18 protein-coding genes are annotated in these 14,830 nt (G+C 60.4%); 6 read left to right on the top strand and 12 right to left on the bottom strand.

The features are described from left to right. Nucleotides 1-135: 135 nt before the first annotated feature. The 4 genes from rplT to pyk form a co-directional block, all read right to left on the bottom strand. Nucleotides 136-498, bottom strand: a complete 363-nt coding sequence (rplT, locus tag ACS5RD_RS21460) for a 50S ribosomal protein L20 (protein ID WP_284325643.1) — start codon at nt 496-498, stop codon at nt 136-138. A 12-nt stretch (nt 499-510) separates the two neighbouring features. Continuing rightward, nucleotides 511-711 (bottom strand): 50S ribosomal protein L35, encoded by a 201-nt coding sequence (gene rpmI / locus ACS5RD_RS21455; RefSeq protein ID WP_054009035.1) that lies wholly within the window; start codon nt 709-711, stop codon nt 511-513. A 117-nt stretch (nt 712-828) separates the two neighbouring features. After that, nucleotides 829-1,053 carry a hypothetical protein gene (locus tag ACS5RD_RS21450; RefSeq protein ID WP_489929053.1) on the bottom strand — a complete coding sequence of 75 codons (225 nt, stop codon included), beginning with the start codon at nt 1,051-1,053 and terminating at the stop codon, nt 829-831. A gap of 46 nt (nt 1,054-1,099) precedes the next feature. Beyond that, nucleotides 1,100-2,548, bottom strand: coding sequence for a pyruvate kinase (gene pyk, locus ACS5RD_RS21445; RefSeq protein WP_489929052.1), 1,449 nt, complete (start codon nt 2,546-2,548; stop codon nt 1,100-1,102). A gap of 137 nt (nt 2,549-2,685) precedes the next feature. On the opposite strand from pyk, the gene ACS5RD_RS21440 reads away from it, so the two are divergent. Then, nucleotides 2,686-3,417 carry an N-formylglutamate amidohydrolase gene (locus ACS5RD_RS21440; protein ID WP_489929051.1) on the top strand — a complete coding sequence of 244 codons (732 nt, stop codon included), beginning with the start codon at nt 2,686-2,688 and terminating at the stop codon, nt 3,415-3,417. Between the two features lie 132 nt (nt 3,418-3,549). Next, nucleotides 3,550-4,497, top strand: a complete 948-nt coding sequence (locus ACS5RD_RS21435) for a calcium-binding protein (RefSeq protein WP_489929050.1) — start codon at nt 3,550-3,552, stop codon at nt 4,495-4,497. A gap of 45 nt (nt 4,498-4,542) precedes the next feature. Here ACS5RD_RS21435 and ACS5RD_RS21430 read toward each other — a convergent pair whose 3' ends face one another. After that, nucleotides 4,543-5,403: a D-amino-acid transaminase gene (locus ACS5RD_RS21430; RefSeq protein WP_489929049.1), complete on the bottom strand. Its 861-nt coding sequence runs from the start codon at nt 5,401-5,403 to the stop codon at nt 4,543-4,545. Between the two features lie 345 nt (nt 5,404-5,748). On the opposite strand from ACS5RD_RS21430, the gene ACS5RD_RS21425 reads away from it, so the two are divergent. Further along, nucleotides 5,749-6,708, top strand: coding sequence for an L-malyl-CoA/beta-methylmalyl-CoA lyase (locus ACS5RD_RS21425; protein WP_489929048.1), 960 nt, complete (start codon nt 5,749-5,751; stop codon nt 6,706-6,708). A gap of 197 nt (nt 6,709-6,905) precedes the next feature. On the opposite strand, the gene ACS5RD_RS21420 is transcribed toward ACS5RD_RS21425, so the two are convergent. Further along, nucleotides 6,906-7,739 (bottom strand): AraC family transcriptional regulator, encoded by an 834-nt coding sequence (locus tag ACS5RD_RS21420; RefSeq protein ID WP_489931418.1) that lies wholly within the window; start codon nt 7,737-7,739, stop codon nt 6,906-6,908. A gap of 78 nt (nt 7,740-7,817) precedes the next feature. Continuing rightward, nucleotides 7,818-8,675 carry a polysaccharide pyruvyl transferase family protein gene (locus tag ACS5RD_RS21415; RefSeq protein ID WP_489929047.1) on the bottom strand — a complete coding sequence of 286 codons (858 nt, stop codon included), beginning with the start codon at nt 8,673-8,675 and terminating at the stop codon, nt 7,818-7,820. A gap of 174 nt (nt 8,676-8,849) precedes the next feature. Between ACS5RD_RS21415 and ACS5RD_RS21410 the strand changes: the two genes are divergently transcribed. The 3 genes from ACS5RD_RS21410 (at nt 8,850) to ACS5RD_RS21400 (ending at nt 11,475) form a co-directional block, all read left to right on the top strand. After that, nucleotides 8,850-9,809 carry an acetyl-CoA carboxylase carboxyltransferase subunit alpha gene (locus ACS5RD_RS21410; protein WP_489931417.1) on the top strand — a complete coding sequence of 320 codons (960 nt, stop codon included), beginning with the start codon at nt 8,850-8,852 and terminating at the stop codon, nt 9,807-9,809. Nucleotides 9,810-9,931: 122 nt separating this feature from the next. Continuing rightward, entirely contained in the window at nt 9,932-10,717 is a 786-nt protein-coding gene (locus ACS5RD_RS21405) for an AAA family ATPase (protein ID WP_489929046.1), read from the top strand. Between the two features lie 152 nt (nt 10,718-10,869). Next, a complete protein-coding gene (locus tag ACS5RD_RS21400) occupies nt 10,870-11,475 on the top strand; it encodes a sterol desaturase family protein (protein ID WP_489929045.1) in 606 nt (201 codons plus the stop codon). Here the strand turns inward: ACS5RD_RS21400 and ACS5RD_RS21395 are convergent, their stop codons facing one another. The 5 genes from ACS5RD_RS21395 to ACS5RD_RS21375 all read right to left on the bottom strand — a co-directional run bounded on the left by ACS5RD_RS21395 (nt 11,476) and on the right by ACS5RD_RS21375 (nt 14,819). After that, on the bottom strand, nt 11,476-12,087 hold the full coding sequence (locus tag ACS5RD_RS21395) for an MSMEG_1061 family FMN-dependent PPOX-type flavoprotein (protein WP_489929044.1): 612 nt from the start codon (nt 12,085-12,087) through the stop codon (nt 11,476-11,478). A gap of 83 nt (nt 12,088-12,170) precedes the next feature. Then, nucleotides 12,171-12,512, bottom strand: coding sequence for a TfoX/Sxy family protein (locus tag ACS5RD_RS21390; RefSeq protein ID WP_489929043.1), 342 nt, complete (start codon nt 12,510-12,512; stop codon nt 12,171-12,173). After that, nucleotides 12,509-13,249: a lysophospholipid acyltransferase family protein gene (locus tag ACS5RD_RS21385; protein ID WP_489929042.1), complete on the bottom strand. Its 741-nt coding sequence runs from the start codon at nt 13,247-13,249 to the stop codon at nt 12,509-12,511. Before ACS5RD_RS21385 ends, ACS5RD_RS21390 begins: the two co-directional genes overlap by 4 nt. Continuing rightward, the gene (locus tag ACS5RD_RS21380; protein ID WP_489929041.1) at nt 13,249-14,151 is read right to left on the bottom strand and encodes a cell division protein FtsX; all 903 of its coding nucleotides are present in this window, start codon (nt 14,149-14,151) and stop codon (nt 13,249-13,251) included. Before ACS5RD_RS21380 ends, ACS5RD_RS21385 begins: the two co-directional genes overlap by 1 nt. Continuing rightward, a complete protein-coding gene (locus tag ACS5RD_RS21375; RefSeq protein WP_054008906.1) occupies nt 14,148-14,819 on the bottom strand; it encodes a cell division ATP-binding protein FtsE in 672 nt (223 codons plus the stop codon). The genes ACS5RD_RS21380 and ACS5RD_RS21375 overlap by 4 nt, the downstream gene beginning before the upstream one ends. Between the last annotated feature and the right edge of the window lie 11 nt (nt 14,820-14,830).

Below are 14,830 nucleotides of genomic sequence, written 5' to 3'. Positions count from 1 at the left end.
TTGCAAGCGGCGCTTGGGGTTTCATCTTGGCAGAAATACTCCCGCCGGAGGCTTCAACTCTCATCCAGCGCCCAACCCCAAGAGAAAAAGCCCCGCCACAAGGGGCAGGGCTTTTCCAGAAATCAAAGCGAAGGCTTACGCCAAAGCTGCCTTGGCTTGTGCCGCAATGGCGTTGAACGCCTCGGGCTCGTGCACGGCGAGATCGGCCAGAACCTTACGGTCCACCTCGATGCCAGCTTTCGCCAGACCGTTGATGAAGCGCGAGTAGGTGAACTCGATATCGAACAAACGCACAGCGGCGTTGATCCGCTGGATCCACAAAGCGCGGAAGTTGCGCTTGCGGGTCTTACGGTCGCGCGTCGCATACTGTTGAGCCTTGTCAACAGCCTGCGTAGCGGTGCGGAAGTTCGTGGAACGGGCGGCGTAATAGCCAGCCGCTTTCTTGATCACCTTGCGGTGGCGGGCGTGCGTAACTACGCCGGATTTAACGCGGGACATCGGGTGCTCTCCTTACCGGTCGTAGGGCATGTATTTCTTGACGATTTTCGCGTCGGACGGGCTCAGCAACATAGTGCCGGACGCGTCACGAATGAATTTCGTCGTGCGTTTGATCATGCCGTGGCGTTTGCCGGCGACGCCAGCTTTCACCCGACCGGAGGCCGTGAAGCTGAAACGCTTCTTCGCCGCCGACTTGGTCTTCATCTTGGGCATTTCCATCTCCGTGGTTTCAGGCGGGACTCGGCATGCCACGTAGGCCGGTCTCGCGGGGTATTCGAGTGGGTGCTATAGGCGGGCGCGGGGTTAGGTGCAAGGGGCAATCGCGGTGGATTACTTGATCAGATCCGCGATGACCTGCACGAAAATATGTGGGATCTGCTCAAACCGATAGCCGCCGGCTTTCTGCGTCAGCGCATAGGTCAGCAGCACGCCGCCGATCAAAACCATAATGGCCCCGGCGCGCGGCGGGCGGCTTTCAGAAAAAGCCGCCAGCAGCGAGGGGATAGCCAGAGCGCAGATGATAATGCCGATGACAAGGATCTGATCGTGGCTCATGCCGATACACCTTTGACAAACTGGCCAAGCGTGGCTGCGTCAAAGGTTACTCCGGCTCGCTGAAAGAAATCAACCTTTCGTCGCAGGGTGCCACGCGCAGAATGTTGGTTGTGCCTTTGACGTTGAACGGAACGCCGGCGGTGACGACGATCATATCCTCGACCGAGGCGAAATCATCCTCACGCGCGACCTTCACGGCCGCTAGCACAGCGCCTTTGAAGCGATCTTGCGGCGGGGTGATGGCGCAGTGCAGACCCCAGGTCAGTGACATCCGACGTGCGGTCGACATCAGCGGCGTCAGCGCCAGAATCGGCACTTGTGGGCGTTCGCGCGCCACCAACGAAGCGGTGGTGCCGGTCTGCGAGAAACAGGCAATCGCCTTGATATTGGTGGCTTCGGCGATTTCACGCGCCGCCGCCACAATGCCATCGGCGATGGTCTCGCGCCGCACTTGCCGTGAGGCCTCAATCACCTGACGATAGGTCGGGTCTTTTTCGACAGACATCGCGACGTTGTTCATCGTGGTGACGGCTTCGATCGGATATTTACCCGCAGCCGATTCGGCCGACAGCATGACCGCATCGGCACCTTCATAGATCGCAGTCGCCACATCCGAGACTTCAGCGCGGGTCGGCACAGGCGCTTCGATCATTGATTCGAGCATTTGCGTCGCCACGATCACGGGCTTGGCCGCAGCTCGCGCACCCCGCACAAGGCGTTTCTGGATTGGCGGCACCGAAGTGACGGGCAATTCAACGCCCAGATCGCCACGCGCTACCATGATGCCATCTGAGACAGCCAGAATCGCGTCATAGGCCTTCACCGCAGCAGGCTTTTCGATCTTCGACAGGATCGCGGCGCGACCGCGCGCCAAAACCCGCGCTTCAATCACGTCTTCGGGGCGTTGCACGAAGGAAAGCGCCAGCCAATCGACGCCCAACTCGCAGGCAAATTCCAGATCTTCGCGGTCTTTGGCGGACAAAGCTGCCAGTGGCAGCACCACGTCGGGCACGTTGACGCCCTTGCGGTTGGAAATCACGCCACCGACTTCAACCACGCAATTCGCGTAATCCTTGCCGCAGTCCTTGACCCGCACACGGATCTTACCGTCATTGACCAGCAGCGAAGCACCCGGCTCCAAAGCTGCAAAAATCTCGGGGTGCGGCAGTTGCACCCGGGCTGCGTCGCCCGGCGTGCTGCTGAGATCCATGCGGAAGGCAACGCCCTCAACCAAGGTTTCGCCCGCTGGATTGGCGAACACGCCAACCCGCAGCTTTGGTCCCTGAAGGTCTGCCAAAATCGCGATCGGGCGCCCGGTGTCGGCTTCGACCTGACGGATGATGGCATGGCGCGCGGCCTGCTCGGCATGGGTGCCGTGGCTCATGTTCAGGCGAAACACATCGGCCCCGGCCTCAAACAGCGCACGGATCATTTTATAGTCGCTGGAGGCTGGGCCCAGAGTGGCCACGATCTTTACGTTCCGAAGGCGTCTCATGCCTTTTTCCTTTTCGTCGCATCTATTTTTCGTGGTGGGCCGCGCGTCTTATGGAACAAACTGACGCGCGGAGCAACTGGCGGTTTTGGTAGCGGTAGCATAAACAGCAGAAGTCGAGGAATTGTGACGGGAACAGCATGGCTTTTTCGATTTCGGGCGAAAACAGGCCGGGACGCTGGTTGGTGACGTGCGATCACGCAACCAACCGGGTGCCTGACGATTTGGGCGGCAGTTTGGGGATTAGCGATGCGGATATGGCGCGCCACATTGCTTATGATGTGGGGGCGGCAGGTTTGGCGCGAGCGTTGGGCGTGGCACTGGACAGCCCGGTGATCTGTTCCGACTTCTCGCGTCTGGTGATTGATCCCAACCGCGGCGAAGATGACCCGACCTTGGTGATGAAGCTCTATGACGGCACCATCATCCCCGCCAACCGTCACGTCGATGCTGTGGAAACCGAGCGGCGGCTGAATACGCTTTACCGTCCCTACCACGCAGCCTATGCGCGGTTGGCGGCCCGCCAGCCTGATACGGTTATCCTCGCAATTCATTCCTTCACGCCTTGCCTGAAAGGTCGCCCCGCACGGCCTTGGCATGTGGGTGTTCTGTATAGCCATCTGGACGAGCGGTTTTCCAAGCCACTGGTTGCCCGTTTGCTGGCCGAGGCCGACCTCTGCATCGGTGACAACGAGCCCTACGCAGGCCATCTTCCCGGCGATGCGATTGACATGCACGCGCTGCAACCCGGGCGGCATAACACCTTGATAGAGCTGCGCAATGATCTGATCGCCACCGAGGCCGAACAGCAAGCTTGGGCGCTGCTGCTTGCGCCGATTCTAAGCGAAGTGCTGGCGGGGCTGGCTGGTTAGCGCTCTTTTGGAAACAATCGCGCGATCATTCTAAAATTGTGGAAAATTTAAGGCAAAATTGTCGCGAAAGTTGACGCGCAGCTGCTTTCGACCTTTTAATCTAATTCAGAGTAATTTTACCGGGTGCCAAAGATGGAATTTTTGCTGTTACTCGCCTTGCCGATACTTGGTTTCGCTTTTTCCGGGTCTGGTCACGATGACGACAAACCCGACGAACCTGATCACACTGGCGAAACGCTGACGGGTGGCGATGGCAGCGACACCCTGCTTGGCACCGCACGCGACGATCAGATCAGCGGCCTCGGCGGCGATGATTCTTTGATCGGGAACGCAGGCGATGACACCATAAGCGGCAGCGACGGCGATGATTTTGTCGATGGCAGCGTGGGGGATGACCAGCTTTACGGCGGCGCGGGCAATGATCTTGTGCTGGGGCTTAGCGGTGATGACAGCCTGTTCGGCGGTCGCGGCAGTGACGTTATGCTGGGCGAAGAAGGCAATGATCAGATTTCGCTCGGCTCGGGCAATGATGTCAGTTGGGTGGATGACGAAGTTTCCAATTACGCGTTTGAACACGGCCAGCTTGGCGATGACGTTGTGCATGGCGAGGCAGGCAATGATGAAGTCTGGGATTACTCTGGCCAAAACACGCTGGATGGCGGTGACGGCAATGATATTGTTTCGGCCACCGACAATCAGCTGGATGGCTGGGAAACCGCAGCGCAGGCTTCGGATCACGTCTCGGGTGGCGCCGGGGATGATTTGTTGATTGGCGATGATGGCGACACGCTAACGGGCGGGGCGGGCAATGATCTGATGGTCACTGTGCATGAGCGCGACGACGCAGAAGCGATCACCGTCAGCGATTATGATGGCAACGATGACCGTCTGGAGCTGGATGTCGATCAGCGCGTCGCCGATCTGTCGCAGTGGACACTGTTTTCACAGACGGACGCCGACACTGGCACTGTTACGGTCGGACTGGAAAGTAATGCCGATCCTGATCAAACCATCGAACTGGCCCATCTGCTGAACGCGAACAATTTCGCGATCTCGCAGGTGTCCGTGTTTCAGTTTTAGCAATGACGGCTCGGGCTTTGCTATATGCAAGCCCGAGCCGCCGTTTCAGACCGCCGCCTTGCGCATCTCATCCAAGTAAATCTCGCGCAGCCGCGCCACGATATGGCCTGGCTTTCCCGTGCCGACCGCCGCTCCGTCAACCTCAACCACTGGCATCACAAAGGCCGAGGCCGAGGTGATGAACGCCTCATCCGCGTCTTGGGCCTCAGAGATGGAGAACGCCCGCTCCTCAACCTCCATCTGCGCCTCTACCGCAAAGCGCAGCACCGCCGCGCGAGTGATGCCGTGCAGAATATCGCTGGAAAGCTGACGGGTGATGATCTTGTTGCCCTTGACGATATAGGCGTTGTTTGAGGTGCCCTCGGTCACCACGCCATCCTCAACAAACCAGCTGTCATCCACCCCGGCCTTCTTCGCCGCCATCTTGCCCATCGAAGGATAGAGCAACTGCACCGTTTTAATATCGCGTCGCCCCCAGCGAATATCGGGGATCGAGATCACTTTGAACCCGACCTTCGCCACCGGATTGTCGGCCAGCCCCGGCTTGGCTTGGGTAAATAGTACCACGGTCGGCGTCACATCCTCCGGCGGATAGGCGAAATCCCGGTCCCCCGGATTGCCGCGCGTCACCTGCAGATAGACCATGCCTTCGCTGATGCCGTTCTGTGTCACCAATTCGCGGTGGATCGCCAGCCATTCGGCATCCGAGTGCGGGTTCTGCATCTCCAATTCCGACAAGCTGCGGGCAAGGCGTAGACAATGGCCGCCAAAGTCGATCAGCTTGCCGTCCAACACCGAGGTGACCTCATAGACGCCATCGGCCATCAGAAAGCCGCGGTCAAAGATCGAGACTTTCGCTTCGGCTTCCGGCAGGTATTCGCCGTTCAGGTAGACGGTTCTGGTCATCGTGTTATCCTCAAATCCGCGCAGGGCGGCCCATTCTGCGCGCATGGGTGTGAGACAGAAGCGCGGGGAGGTCAAGGTCGCTCCATTGTGCCGCTGCTGTGCGGCGAGCCTTTGCAAGGAACTGCACGCAAAGGCTTTGGTGTAGGGATTAGTATAATGAATTCTCTGATTTATCGGAATAATCTTCGGATTTATGGCCAAAAATCTATGATTTATCGCAGAAAGATCAATAATTTCTGCGCGACTGCTTGCCAAATTGCTGCAACTGCAAATTCAACTTGCCGTCAATGACGCAACAATATACCAAATGTTACAAATACCGTGAAATATCCTTGCGAGGCAAAAATGTCCTTCCGTCTGCAACCCAGCCCCCCGGCACGCCCCAATCGCTGCCAGTTGTTCGGCCCCGGCTCGCGCCCCGCGCTGTTCGCCAAGATGGCCGCCTCGGCGGCGGATGTGATCAACCTTGATCTGGAAGATTCGGTGGCACCTTCCGACAAAGACCAAGCCCGCGCCAACATCATCGATGCGGTCAATACGCTCGATTGGGGCAAGAAAACCCTGTCGGTGCGGATCAACGGCCTCGATACTCCGTTCTGGTATCGCGATGTGGTTGATCTGCTGGAGCAATGCGGCCCGCGCTTAGATCAGATCATGATTCCCAAAGTGGGCTGTGCCGCAGATGTCTATGCCGTCGATGCCCTCGTCACCGCGATTGAACGCGCCAAGGGCCGTGCCAAGCCTATCTCCTTTGAGGTGATCATCGAATCCGCTGCTGGCATCGCGCATGTTGAGGAAATCGCGGCCTCGAGCCCGCGCTTGCAGGCGATGTCTTTGGGGGCGGCGGATTTCGCGGCATCGATGGGGATGCAGACCACCGGTATCGGTGGCACGCAGGAAAACTATTACATGCTGCGCGAGGGTGTGAAACATTGGTCCGATCCGTGGCATTGGGCACAAGTGGTCATCGTTGCCGCCTGCCGCACCCATGGCATCTTGCCCGTCGATGGCCCGTTCGGCGATTTCAGCGATGATGAGGGTTTTCGCGCCCAAGCCCGCCGCTCGGCCACTTTGGGCATGGTTGGCAAATGGGCGATTCACCCCAAACAGATCGCTTTGTCGAACGAGGTCTTCACGCCGTCTGAAGCCGCTGTGGCTGAGGCGCGGGAGATTCTCACCGCAATGGCCGATGCCAAGGCGCGGGGCGAGGGTGCCACGGTCTTTAAGGGCCGTCTGGTCGATATTGCCTCGATTAAACAGGCGGAAGTGATCGTGAAACAGGCGGAAATGATCGCCGCTGCTTAATGTTTCAGCGCCGAAAAGATCCTGTTGACTCGTGCGTTCTGTGACGGCACTGTGACGCTGCGGCATGCGACAGTATGCCCCAGAGATACCCGCGCGGCAAAGGGAGAGGAGGCCCGATGCCGCATCCTCGGGAGGATGCACGCCCCGTGGTAACCCACGGGGCTGTGCTGTTTTTAGGCCTTGGATTTAAGCCGCCTTCAAGCCAGCGGCAGGCAAATCTCGGTCAGCAATTCCTCGGGTGCTGTATCCATCGGCGTGTTCAGATAAACCTCGAACACCGGGCTGTCGGCTGGGGCTTCGCCCGATCCCGGCAACCAGTTGCGGTATAGCTGTTCATAGGCGGCGGGCAGGCCAGAATAAGAGCCCTTAAACCGCAGCACGGCGTGGCGTCCCGCGGGCAGGTTCACCAACTCCAGCGGCGGATCAATCTGGCCAGAGCCAATCTCAAACCCGGCATGGCTGCGCAGGTCCGCCACAGCTACCGCGGCAGGGTCATCATAATAGACCCCGACCATGCCGCCACAGGCACCCATCAGCTTGCGCGCAGCCAGCACCGCACCGCCTTTCTCAAAGGCGCGACCAATCTCGGTATAAGCGCCCTTATGCGGGATCGCGGCCAGCCTGCGGGCGGGGTCTTGTCGGATTTCAACAGCATACATCAGAGACTCTCCAGTTCTGAACAAGGGGGGCAGAGGACGCAGCTCGCCCTTGGCGCGAAAGGCGGCCGGGGGCACACCATAAAGTTCGGCAAAGCTGCGGGTGAAGGAGGCAAGGTTGGGATAACCAACGGCGTGGGCGATCTTGGCCAAGGGCGCGGTGGTCTGCACCAGTGCAACGCTCGCGCGGTACATCCGCATCCGCCGCACCGCCTGCGCCGCCGTTTCCCCCATCAACGCATGAAACACCCGGTGAAAGTGAAACCGCGACAGTGCCGCCACATCGGCCAAAGCATCTAGGCTCAAATCCCCGGCGGGGTTGTCATGGATGTAATCCAACACGCGGATCAGGCGGGTTTCATAGCTGTTGGTCATCTTGGACATGCTCGTTCTAAAAAAGGGCTAGCATGGTGCAATATCACAAATCTTGCCGAACTGCGGTCAGCGCAGCTGTCAGCCCAACGCCTCGGCCAGCATCGCGCTGGTCAGAACCGACTGACTTTTCATAAAATCCTGCAAATCGGCATAAATCGAGGGATTGCGCAGAGCGAAGGCGGCGGCGGGCAGGATTTCTTTTTGCTGCATGCAGATCGGGATTGGCAGGCCGGTCCATTCCACAAACGACTCGATCTTATGGCTGTTCGAGGGCGTGACGATAAACGGGCACCCCGCAATTGCTGCTGCGTAAACTCCGTGATGTTGCCCGGTGAGATACAACTCGGCAGTCCGCAGCGTGGCGATGATATCCTCAAACGGGCTTTTGTGGATATTCAAATGGTGGCCCGCGATGCGCTTGAACGGGTCTTTCAGCAACCCGCTGTCGATATAGCCGCCGATCACCCAACCATGCGTCAGCGGCGTGGCCGTGCCGCCTTCGGTAAAGGCCGGATCGGCGGCGCTATCGAGCAATACGCGCGGCGTGCCACCATAGCGGCGAGCAAAGTCAGCGCTGCGCGGCTCGCGCACCGTGAGTAAGGCCAAATCGGCCAGAATATCATCGGACTGGCATTCGTATTGCTGGAACAGTGCGTTGACGAGCAGCACTTTCTTGCCCGCGTCCTTTGCCTCGGCAATCAGCGCCAGCAGATAGGTCGCATGTTGGCCGGAATGATGGATGGTGCCTTCGCCGTTGATCAGCACGGCATCTGCGGCATTGAAGGCGTCCTCGTCGATCTCGCGGGTGCCGACGCTGTGGGTGCCGCAAATCTCTAGCCCCGGCACGGCGGCCATCGCGGCGTGCAGTGATCGCATCACCGCTTTGCAACCCGCATGTGCGCTGCGCGAGGTGTCGTTTGCCAGAAATACCCGCACAATCCCTCACATACCTGCCAAACCAGCCGTGCGCTCAAGTGGTAGCGTCGTGCTTTGCTATCGACAACGCGAAAGGGCGCTCTGTCCGGCGATAGTTGTGGTCGGTTGCATTTTCCGCGTCACGCGGCCATATAGGGGGCCTTGCCGATGATCTGGCCTGCGATGGAGTGCTCGATGAACTACCTCGAATTCGAGAAGCCTTTGGCCGAAATTGAAGGCAAGGCCGAGGAACTGCGCGCGATGGCCCGCAGCAATACCGGGATGGATGTCACCAAAGAGGCCGAGCAGTTGGACCGCAAAGCGGATCAGTTGCTGAAGGATCTCTACAAGGATCTGACGCCGTGGCGGAAATGTCAGGTGGCGCGTCACCCCGAGCGGCCCCATTCCAAAGATTACATCGAGGCTCTGTTTCAGGAATACACTCCGCTTGCGGGCGACCGGGGGTTCTCGGACGATCACGCGGTGATGGGCGGCCTCGCGCGCTTCAACGACACCCCGGTGATGGTGATCGGGCACGAAAAAGGCAACGACACCAAATCCCGCATTGAACGCAATTTCGGCATGGCGCGGCCTGAGGGCTATCGTAAAGCCGTGCGGTTGATGGATATGGCGCATCGGTTTCATCTGCCGGTGATCACGCTGATCGACACCCCCGGTGCTTATCCGGGCAAGGGTGCCGAGGAACGCGGGCAGGCCGAGGCGATTGCGCGCTCGACTGCGAAATGTCTGGAGATTGGCGTGCCGTTGATCTCGGTGATCATCGGGGAAGGTGGCTCTGGCGGGGCGGTGGCGTTTGCGACCGCCAACCGGATCGCGATGCTGGAGCATTCGGTGTATTCGGTGATCTCGCCGGAAGGCTGCGCGTCGATCCTGTGGAAAGATGCCGAGAAGATGCGGGAAGCCGCCGAGGCTTTGCGGCTGACGGCGCAGGATTTGCAGAAATTGGGCGTGATTGATCGCATCGTGAAGGAGCCGCTGGGGGGCGCTCAGCGGGGGCGGAAAGACACGATTGAAGCGGTCGGCAAGGCGATTGAAACCATGCTGAAAGAGCTGTCGGGCAAGAAACCCGAGGCTTTGATTAGGGATCGTCGCCAGAAATTCCTTGATATGGGCAGCAAGGGGCTGGCGGCCTAAGCGGGGGTGTCCACGCGTGGACACATGCTGCATTTCTAAAGAATCAATGGGTTATGGCCGCGTGTTTACGCGGCCTTAACTTTTGCCGCATGATGCGGTGACAGGGCCGCCAAGGTATCACGATGAGCCGCAAACGCACAGGAACCAGTCTGCCACCGCCGTTCTTGAAGCGGATCAGCCTGTTGCCGGAGCGGATCGCGGGGCGCAAGGATTATCCCTTCAACCTGCCTTGGTTGGCCGACCCGGAGTTTGAACTGAATTTCACTGCCGCCGTTACCATCATCACCGGTGAAAACGGCACTGGAAAATCCACACTCATCGAGGCGATTGCGGGCCTCAGCGGTTATGACGAGGCCGGGGGTGGCAAGGGCTATCGTCCAGTCGACCACGCGCGTGCGATTGATACCAGTGGCAGCGCGCTGGGCGAGGTAATGCGGGCGGCATGGTTGCCGAAAGTTACGAATGGCTGGTTTTTCAAGGCGGAATCTTTCTTCAGCGTGGCGCGCTATCTGGACGAAGCGGCGCGGGATAGCGGTGGCCCGCCACCGGATTATCTGTCGGAAAGCCATGGCGAGGGGTTCTTGCGGTTTTTTGAGGAACGGCTGTCGCGACAGGGCACCTATTTTCTCGACGAGCCGGAATCTGCGCTGTCGCCCAAGCGCCAGTTGCAGCTTTTGCGTCTTCTCAGCCGTATTCAGTCGCTGGGTCGCGCGCAGGTGATCATGGCAACTCATTCGCCGCTGCTGATGGCGCTGCCCGATGCGCAGGTTTTGGAAATCAGCAAAGGCGGTCTTGCAGCGGTCGACTATCGGCAGACGCGGCATTTCAAGTTGTATCAAGCTTTTATGGCTGATCCGGGCGGCTTTATTGACGACGCTATCGCGGATGAAGATACGGGCCTTTTTTAGTCCTTTTTTAGTTCAGGCTTTTGGGCTGCTGCGATCCCCGCTTCCGATCCACAGGGCCGGGCTGGATATTTTATGCAATCTCTGCGAGAGTAACGGCGTCATGACAGCCGATGCGTCCCGCAGAGCCATCGGCATAAAGGCAGGCGACAGATATGGACCCTAACGCGATGCAGACCCATCCGTTTTGGCAAAGCGTGCGCAAAGTCAAAACGCGGATTTTGCAAATGTTCAGCGCGGAAATGCCGGCTTGGATGTTTTTCCTCGATTTTCTGGTCTATCCGCCGTTGATCCTGCTGTGTGTTGTATTGGCGTTTGGGCCGGGTGGCGGATTTGCTTCGGGAGGATTGATAGCGCTGGGGCTACTGGGCTGGAGTTTGGCAGAATATCTGATCCACCGCTTTGCCTTCCACCACGCACCGCTGTTGCAGCAGATCCATCTGGCGCATCACGCGGCCCCGCGTGAGTTGCAAGGCACGCCGATGTTGGTGACGCTCTTGGTGTTCTATGGGCTGATCTATTGGCCGCTGACGTGGGCTTTGCGGCCCGAGTGGGCGGCCGCGGTGATGGCGGGCGTGCTGTTCGGCTATCTCGGCTATATCAGCGTGCATTATGTGGTGCATCATCTGGGCAGCGGCGGGCGGGCATGGCTGCGGAGATTGATCCGGCTCCATGCCGTGCATCATCATGATGTTGCGCATAATTTCGGCGTCACCTCACCTTTGTGGGATTGGGTGTTTGGCACTTTGGCGCGGCGCTGATCACCACCAGCCGAGGTGCGCGCGGGTGGCGCGCTCGGCGTCATAATCGGCCCCGTTGATCGCGCCTGCGGTCGCGTCTTGCAGCATTTGGCCGGGGGTGGGCAGGTTTTGGGCATGGGGAGCGGTCCACAGGGCCGAGCGTTGCAGGGCGCGGGCGCATTGCGAATAGACCTCGGCTATGCGGATCACGATCACGCTGCGCGGCTGGGTGCCCTCTCGGTCAAAGCGGGCGCGCAGATCGGGGTCGGCGGTGATTTTGGCGGTGCCGTTGACGCGGATGGCGGTGGTGGAGCCTGCGACAAGGAAGATCAATGATACACGGCCATCGCGGATGATGTTGCGTAAGGAGTCGATGCGTTCGTTGCCCTTCCAGTCGGGCATCAGGAGAGTTTCTGAATCGAGCGGGATCACCACCGGGTTCTTATCGCCGCGCGGGCTGCCATCGGTGCCTTCGGGGCCAACCGTGGACAGGATGCAGAACCGTGAGGCGGCGATGAAGGCGGCATAGGCGGGGGTCAGATGTGCTGTGACTTTGGCAAGGGCCGGTTTGCCGGGGGTGCCGTAATGGGCGTGCAGGTCGTCTAGAGTGGTGATCCAAGTGGGGGGCGTCATGGGTGGACCTTGGTTTGTGGGGCTTTGTTCGGAAGCCTCCGGCGGGGATATTTGAGCGCAGAGGATGAGCTAAGAGCCCAAGTTTAGCAGGTCTTGGGTTTCTTCGCGGCCTTCGGTTTCTTCGGTTTGGGTGGCGGCGCGTCGGCGGCGACAGCGCGGAGGGCGCGGGCGCAAACATCGGGGTCGTCCAGCGCTTCGGAGCCGATAATATAGTCTTTGCTGCCGGGATAGGCGGGGCCGCGCTCGGCGTCGGGCAGGATCGCATTGGCACCGGGGGTGGGTTTGATGAACAAGGTCTCATCGCAGACGAAGGCCACCACGATGCCATCCAGATACAGGGCGTATTCGCCGAACATCTTCTTCACCGTCAGCGTCAGCGGGATCGTGTCGAGCATGTGTTCGATGGTGGCGGAGGAAGTGCTCATTTGTATCCAGCTTCCACCAACAATGCGTTGGAGCAGGCTTCGACCTGCGCCTCTAGTTGGGTCATGAACTCGGCGTTGCTGAGGCCGGGCGGGATGGCGGGCAGGAAATCGACCACGCCCGTCCCACGATGGCGCAGGATGCCGCGTTTCGGCCAGAACAGCCCGACATTGGTGCCAACGGGTACGCAGGGCTGGCCGAGCTGGCTGTAAAGCGCGGCGGTGCCGATCTTGTAGGGCAGGGTTTCGCCGGGGGCGACGCGGGTGCCTTGCGGGTAGATGATCAACTGACCGGGGCGGGCGAGGCCGGATTTCACATCCGCCATCATCTGGGTGATCGCAGCCCCCCTTTTCCCGCGGTTGACCGGGACGCAGCCAATGCGCAGGGCGTACCAGCCGAGGATCGGGGCGAAGCGCAGCTCGGCCTTCATGATGAATTTGGCGCGGGGCAGGGCACCGTAGATCAGGATGATGTCGAGGAAGCTTTGGTGTTTCGCGGCGATCAGCACTTCGGTTTGCGGCACCTCACCGCGGATTTCGGTGCGTAGGCCGCAGATCACCCGCAGGCTGAAGCGGACCCATGCACAAAAGGCATGGCAGGCGGCGACGGCTCCGTCCCGGTTCAGCAGAGCGTAGGGCAGGTAGACGATGCCCAGCACCAGCATGGCGAGATACATTTGCAGGATGAACACCAGCGAGAGCAGCCATTGAATGGGACGCCATAGGGGTGAGTTGCGCATCAGGTCAGCTCCCGGAGTTTGCGGAACGCGGCGGCACGGGTGGCTGCGAAGGCGACCACGGCGACGAGGGGGGGCAGGGTGAGCGGGTAGAGCCAGCCTAGGCCCTGAAATCCGAGGCCGGTCAGAAAGCCGCCAGCGGTATCGGTGGAGGGCAGCAGGGCCACGCCGATCATGCCCACAAGCGTGCCCACCGCAGCACCCGTGATCGCGCGTAGGGTGAAGCGGCGGACGAAGGCGCGGGCGATATAGGCATCGCGCGCGCCCACCTGCCGCAGCACGCGGACGACTTGGGTGTTGGCGGCGAGGGCTGCACTGGCGGCGAGGGTGATCATGGCGGCGGTGGCGGTGCCGATCAGCCCGATGGAGAGCAGGCCGAGCAGGCGCAGGCGGCCTGCGGCGACGGCAAGCGGTCTGCGCCAACGGGTGTGATCGTCAAGCACGGCTCCGGGGGCCTCGGCGGCGAGGCGTTGCCGCAGGCCTTCGCCGTCATAACCCGCGCCGCTTTCGGTGACTTCGATCAGCCGGGGCAGCGGCAGGGCATCCACAGGCAGGTCGGGGCCAAACCACGGCTCTAACAGCGCGCGCTGTTCGGCGTCGGTCATGGCGCGAGACGAGGCAATGCCGGGGGTGGTTGATAGGACGGCCAGCACGGCTTTGGTTTGCAGATCCATTTGGTCTTCGGGCGCGGAGAGCCGCACTGTGGCGGTGCGTTCCAGCGCATCCGACCAGCGATCTGCCAAACGCCCCGCTGCCAGCGACAAGGCCAGTGCGAACACCGCCAGAAATGCCATCGCCCCTGCGGTGAACGAGGTCAGCCATGCGGTGTGGCCCGAGGGTGGCACCACGCGGTCGGCCTGCCTGTCGGCCTTACGGTCAGGGGTGAGCCGCGACAACAGGCTCATAAATCAGCCCCGGCCAGTTGTATCCGGCGCTTGGATATCCGCAGCACGCGGGCGGCGATCTGGCTTTTCGCCTGCCGGATCAGGTTCAGATCATGGGTGGCGATCAGCACGGTTTTGCCCATCCGGTTCAACTCGACCAGCAAGGTCAGCAGGCGCAGCGACATCTCCCAATCGAGGTTTCCGGTGGGCTCATCCGCCAGCACCACATCGGGGCCGATGATGATGGCGCGGGCGAGGGCGGCGCGTTGCCGCTCACCCCCGGACAAAGACGGCGGCAACGCATCGGCCAACTGGCCTAAGCCGACCCAGCCCAGCAGATCGCTGAGATCCTGCGGGACAGAAGCTTTGCCCGCCACCGTCAGCGGCAAGGCGACATTGGCGGCCAAGGGCAGATGGTCGAGAAACTGGCAATCCTGCTGCACCATGCCAATGCGGCGGCGAGTCAGGGCGATATCGTCGCGGCTGAGGCTGCGCACTTCGCGGTCAAACAGAGTGATCCGTCCGGCGCTGGGCAAAAGTTCACCGTAGCACAGTTTCAGGAAGGTGGATTTTCCCGCCCCCGACGGCCCGGTCAGAAAATGGAACGAACCGGGGGCCAAGCGCAGCGAAATCTCGGACAGCAATTCGCCCCCACCGTAGCTGTAGGCCACATTGTCGAAGGCAATCACCGGGTTTCATC

The organism is Cypionkella sp. PAMC25878 (assembly GCF_058135695.1).
This window is presented reverse-complemented; position numbering and strand designations above follow the sequence as displayed.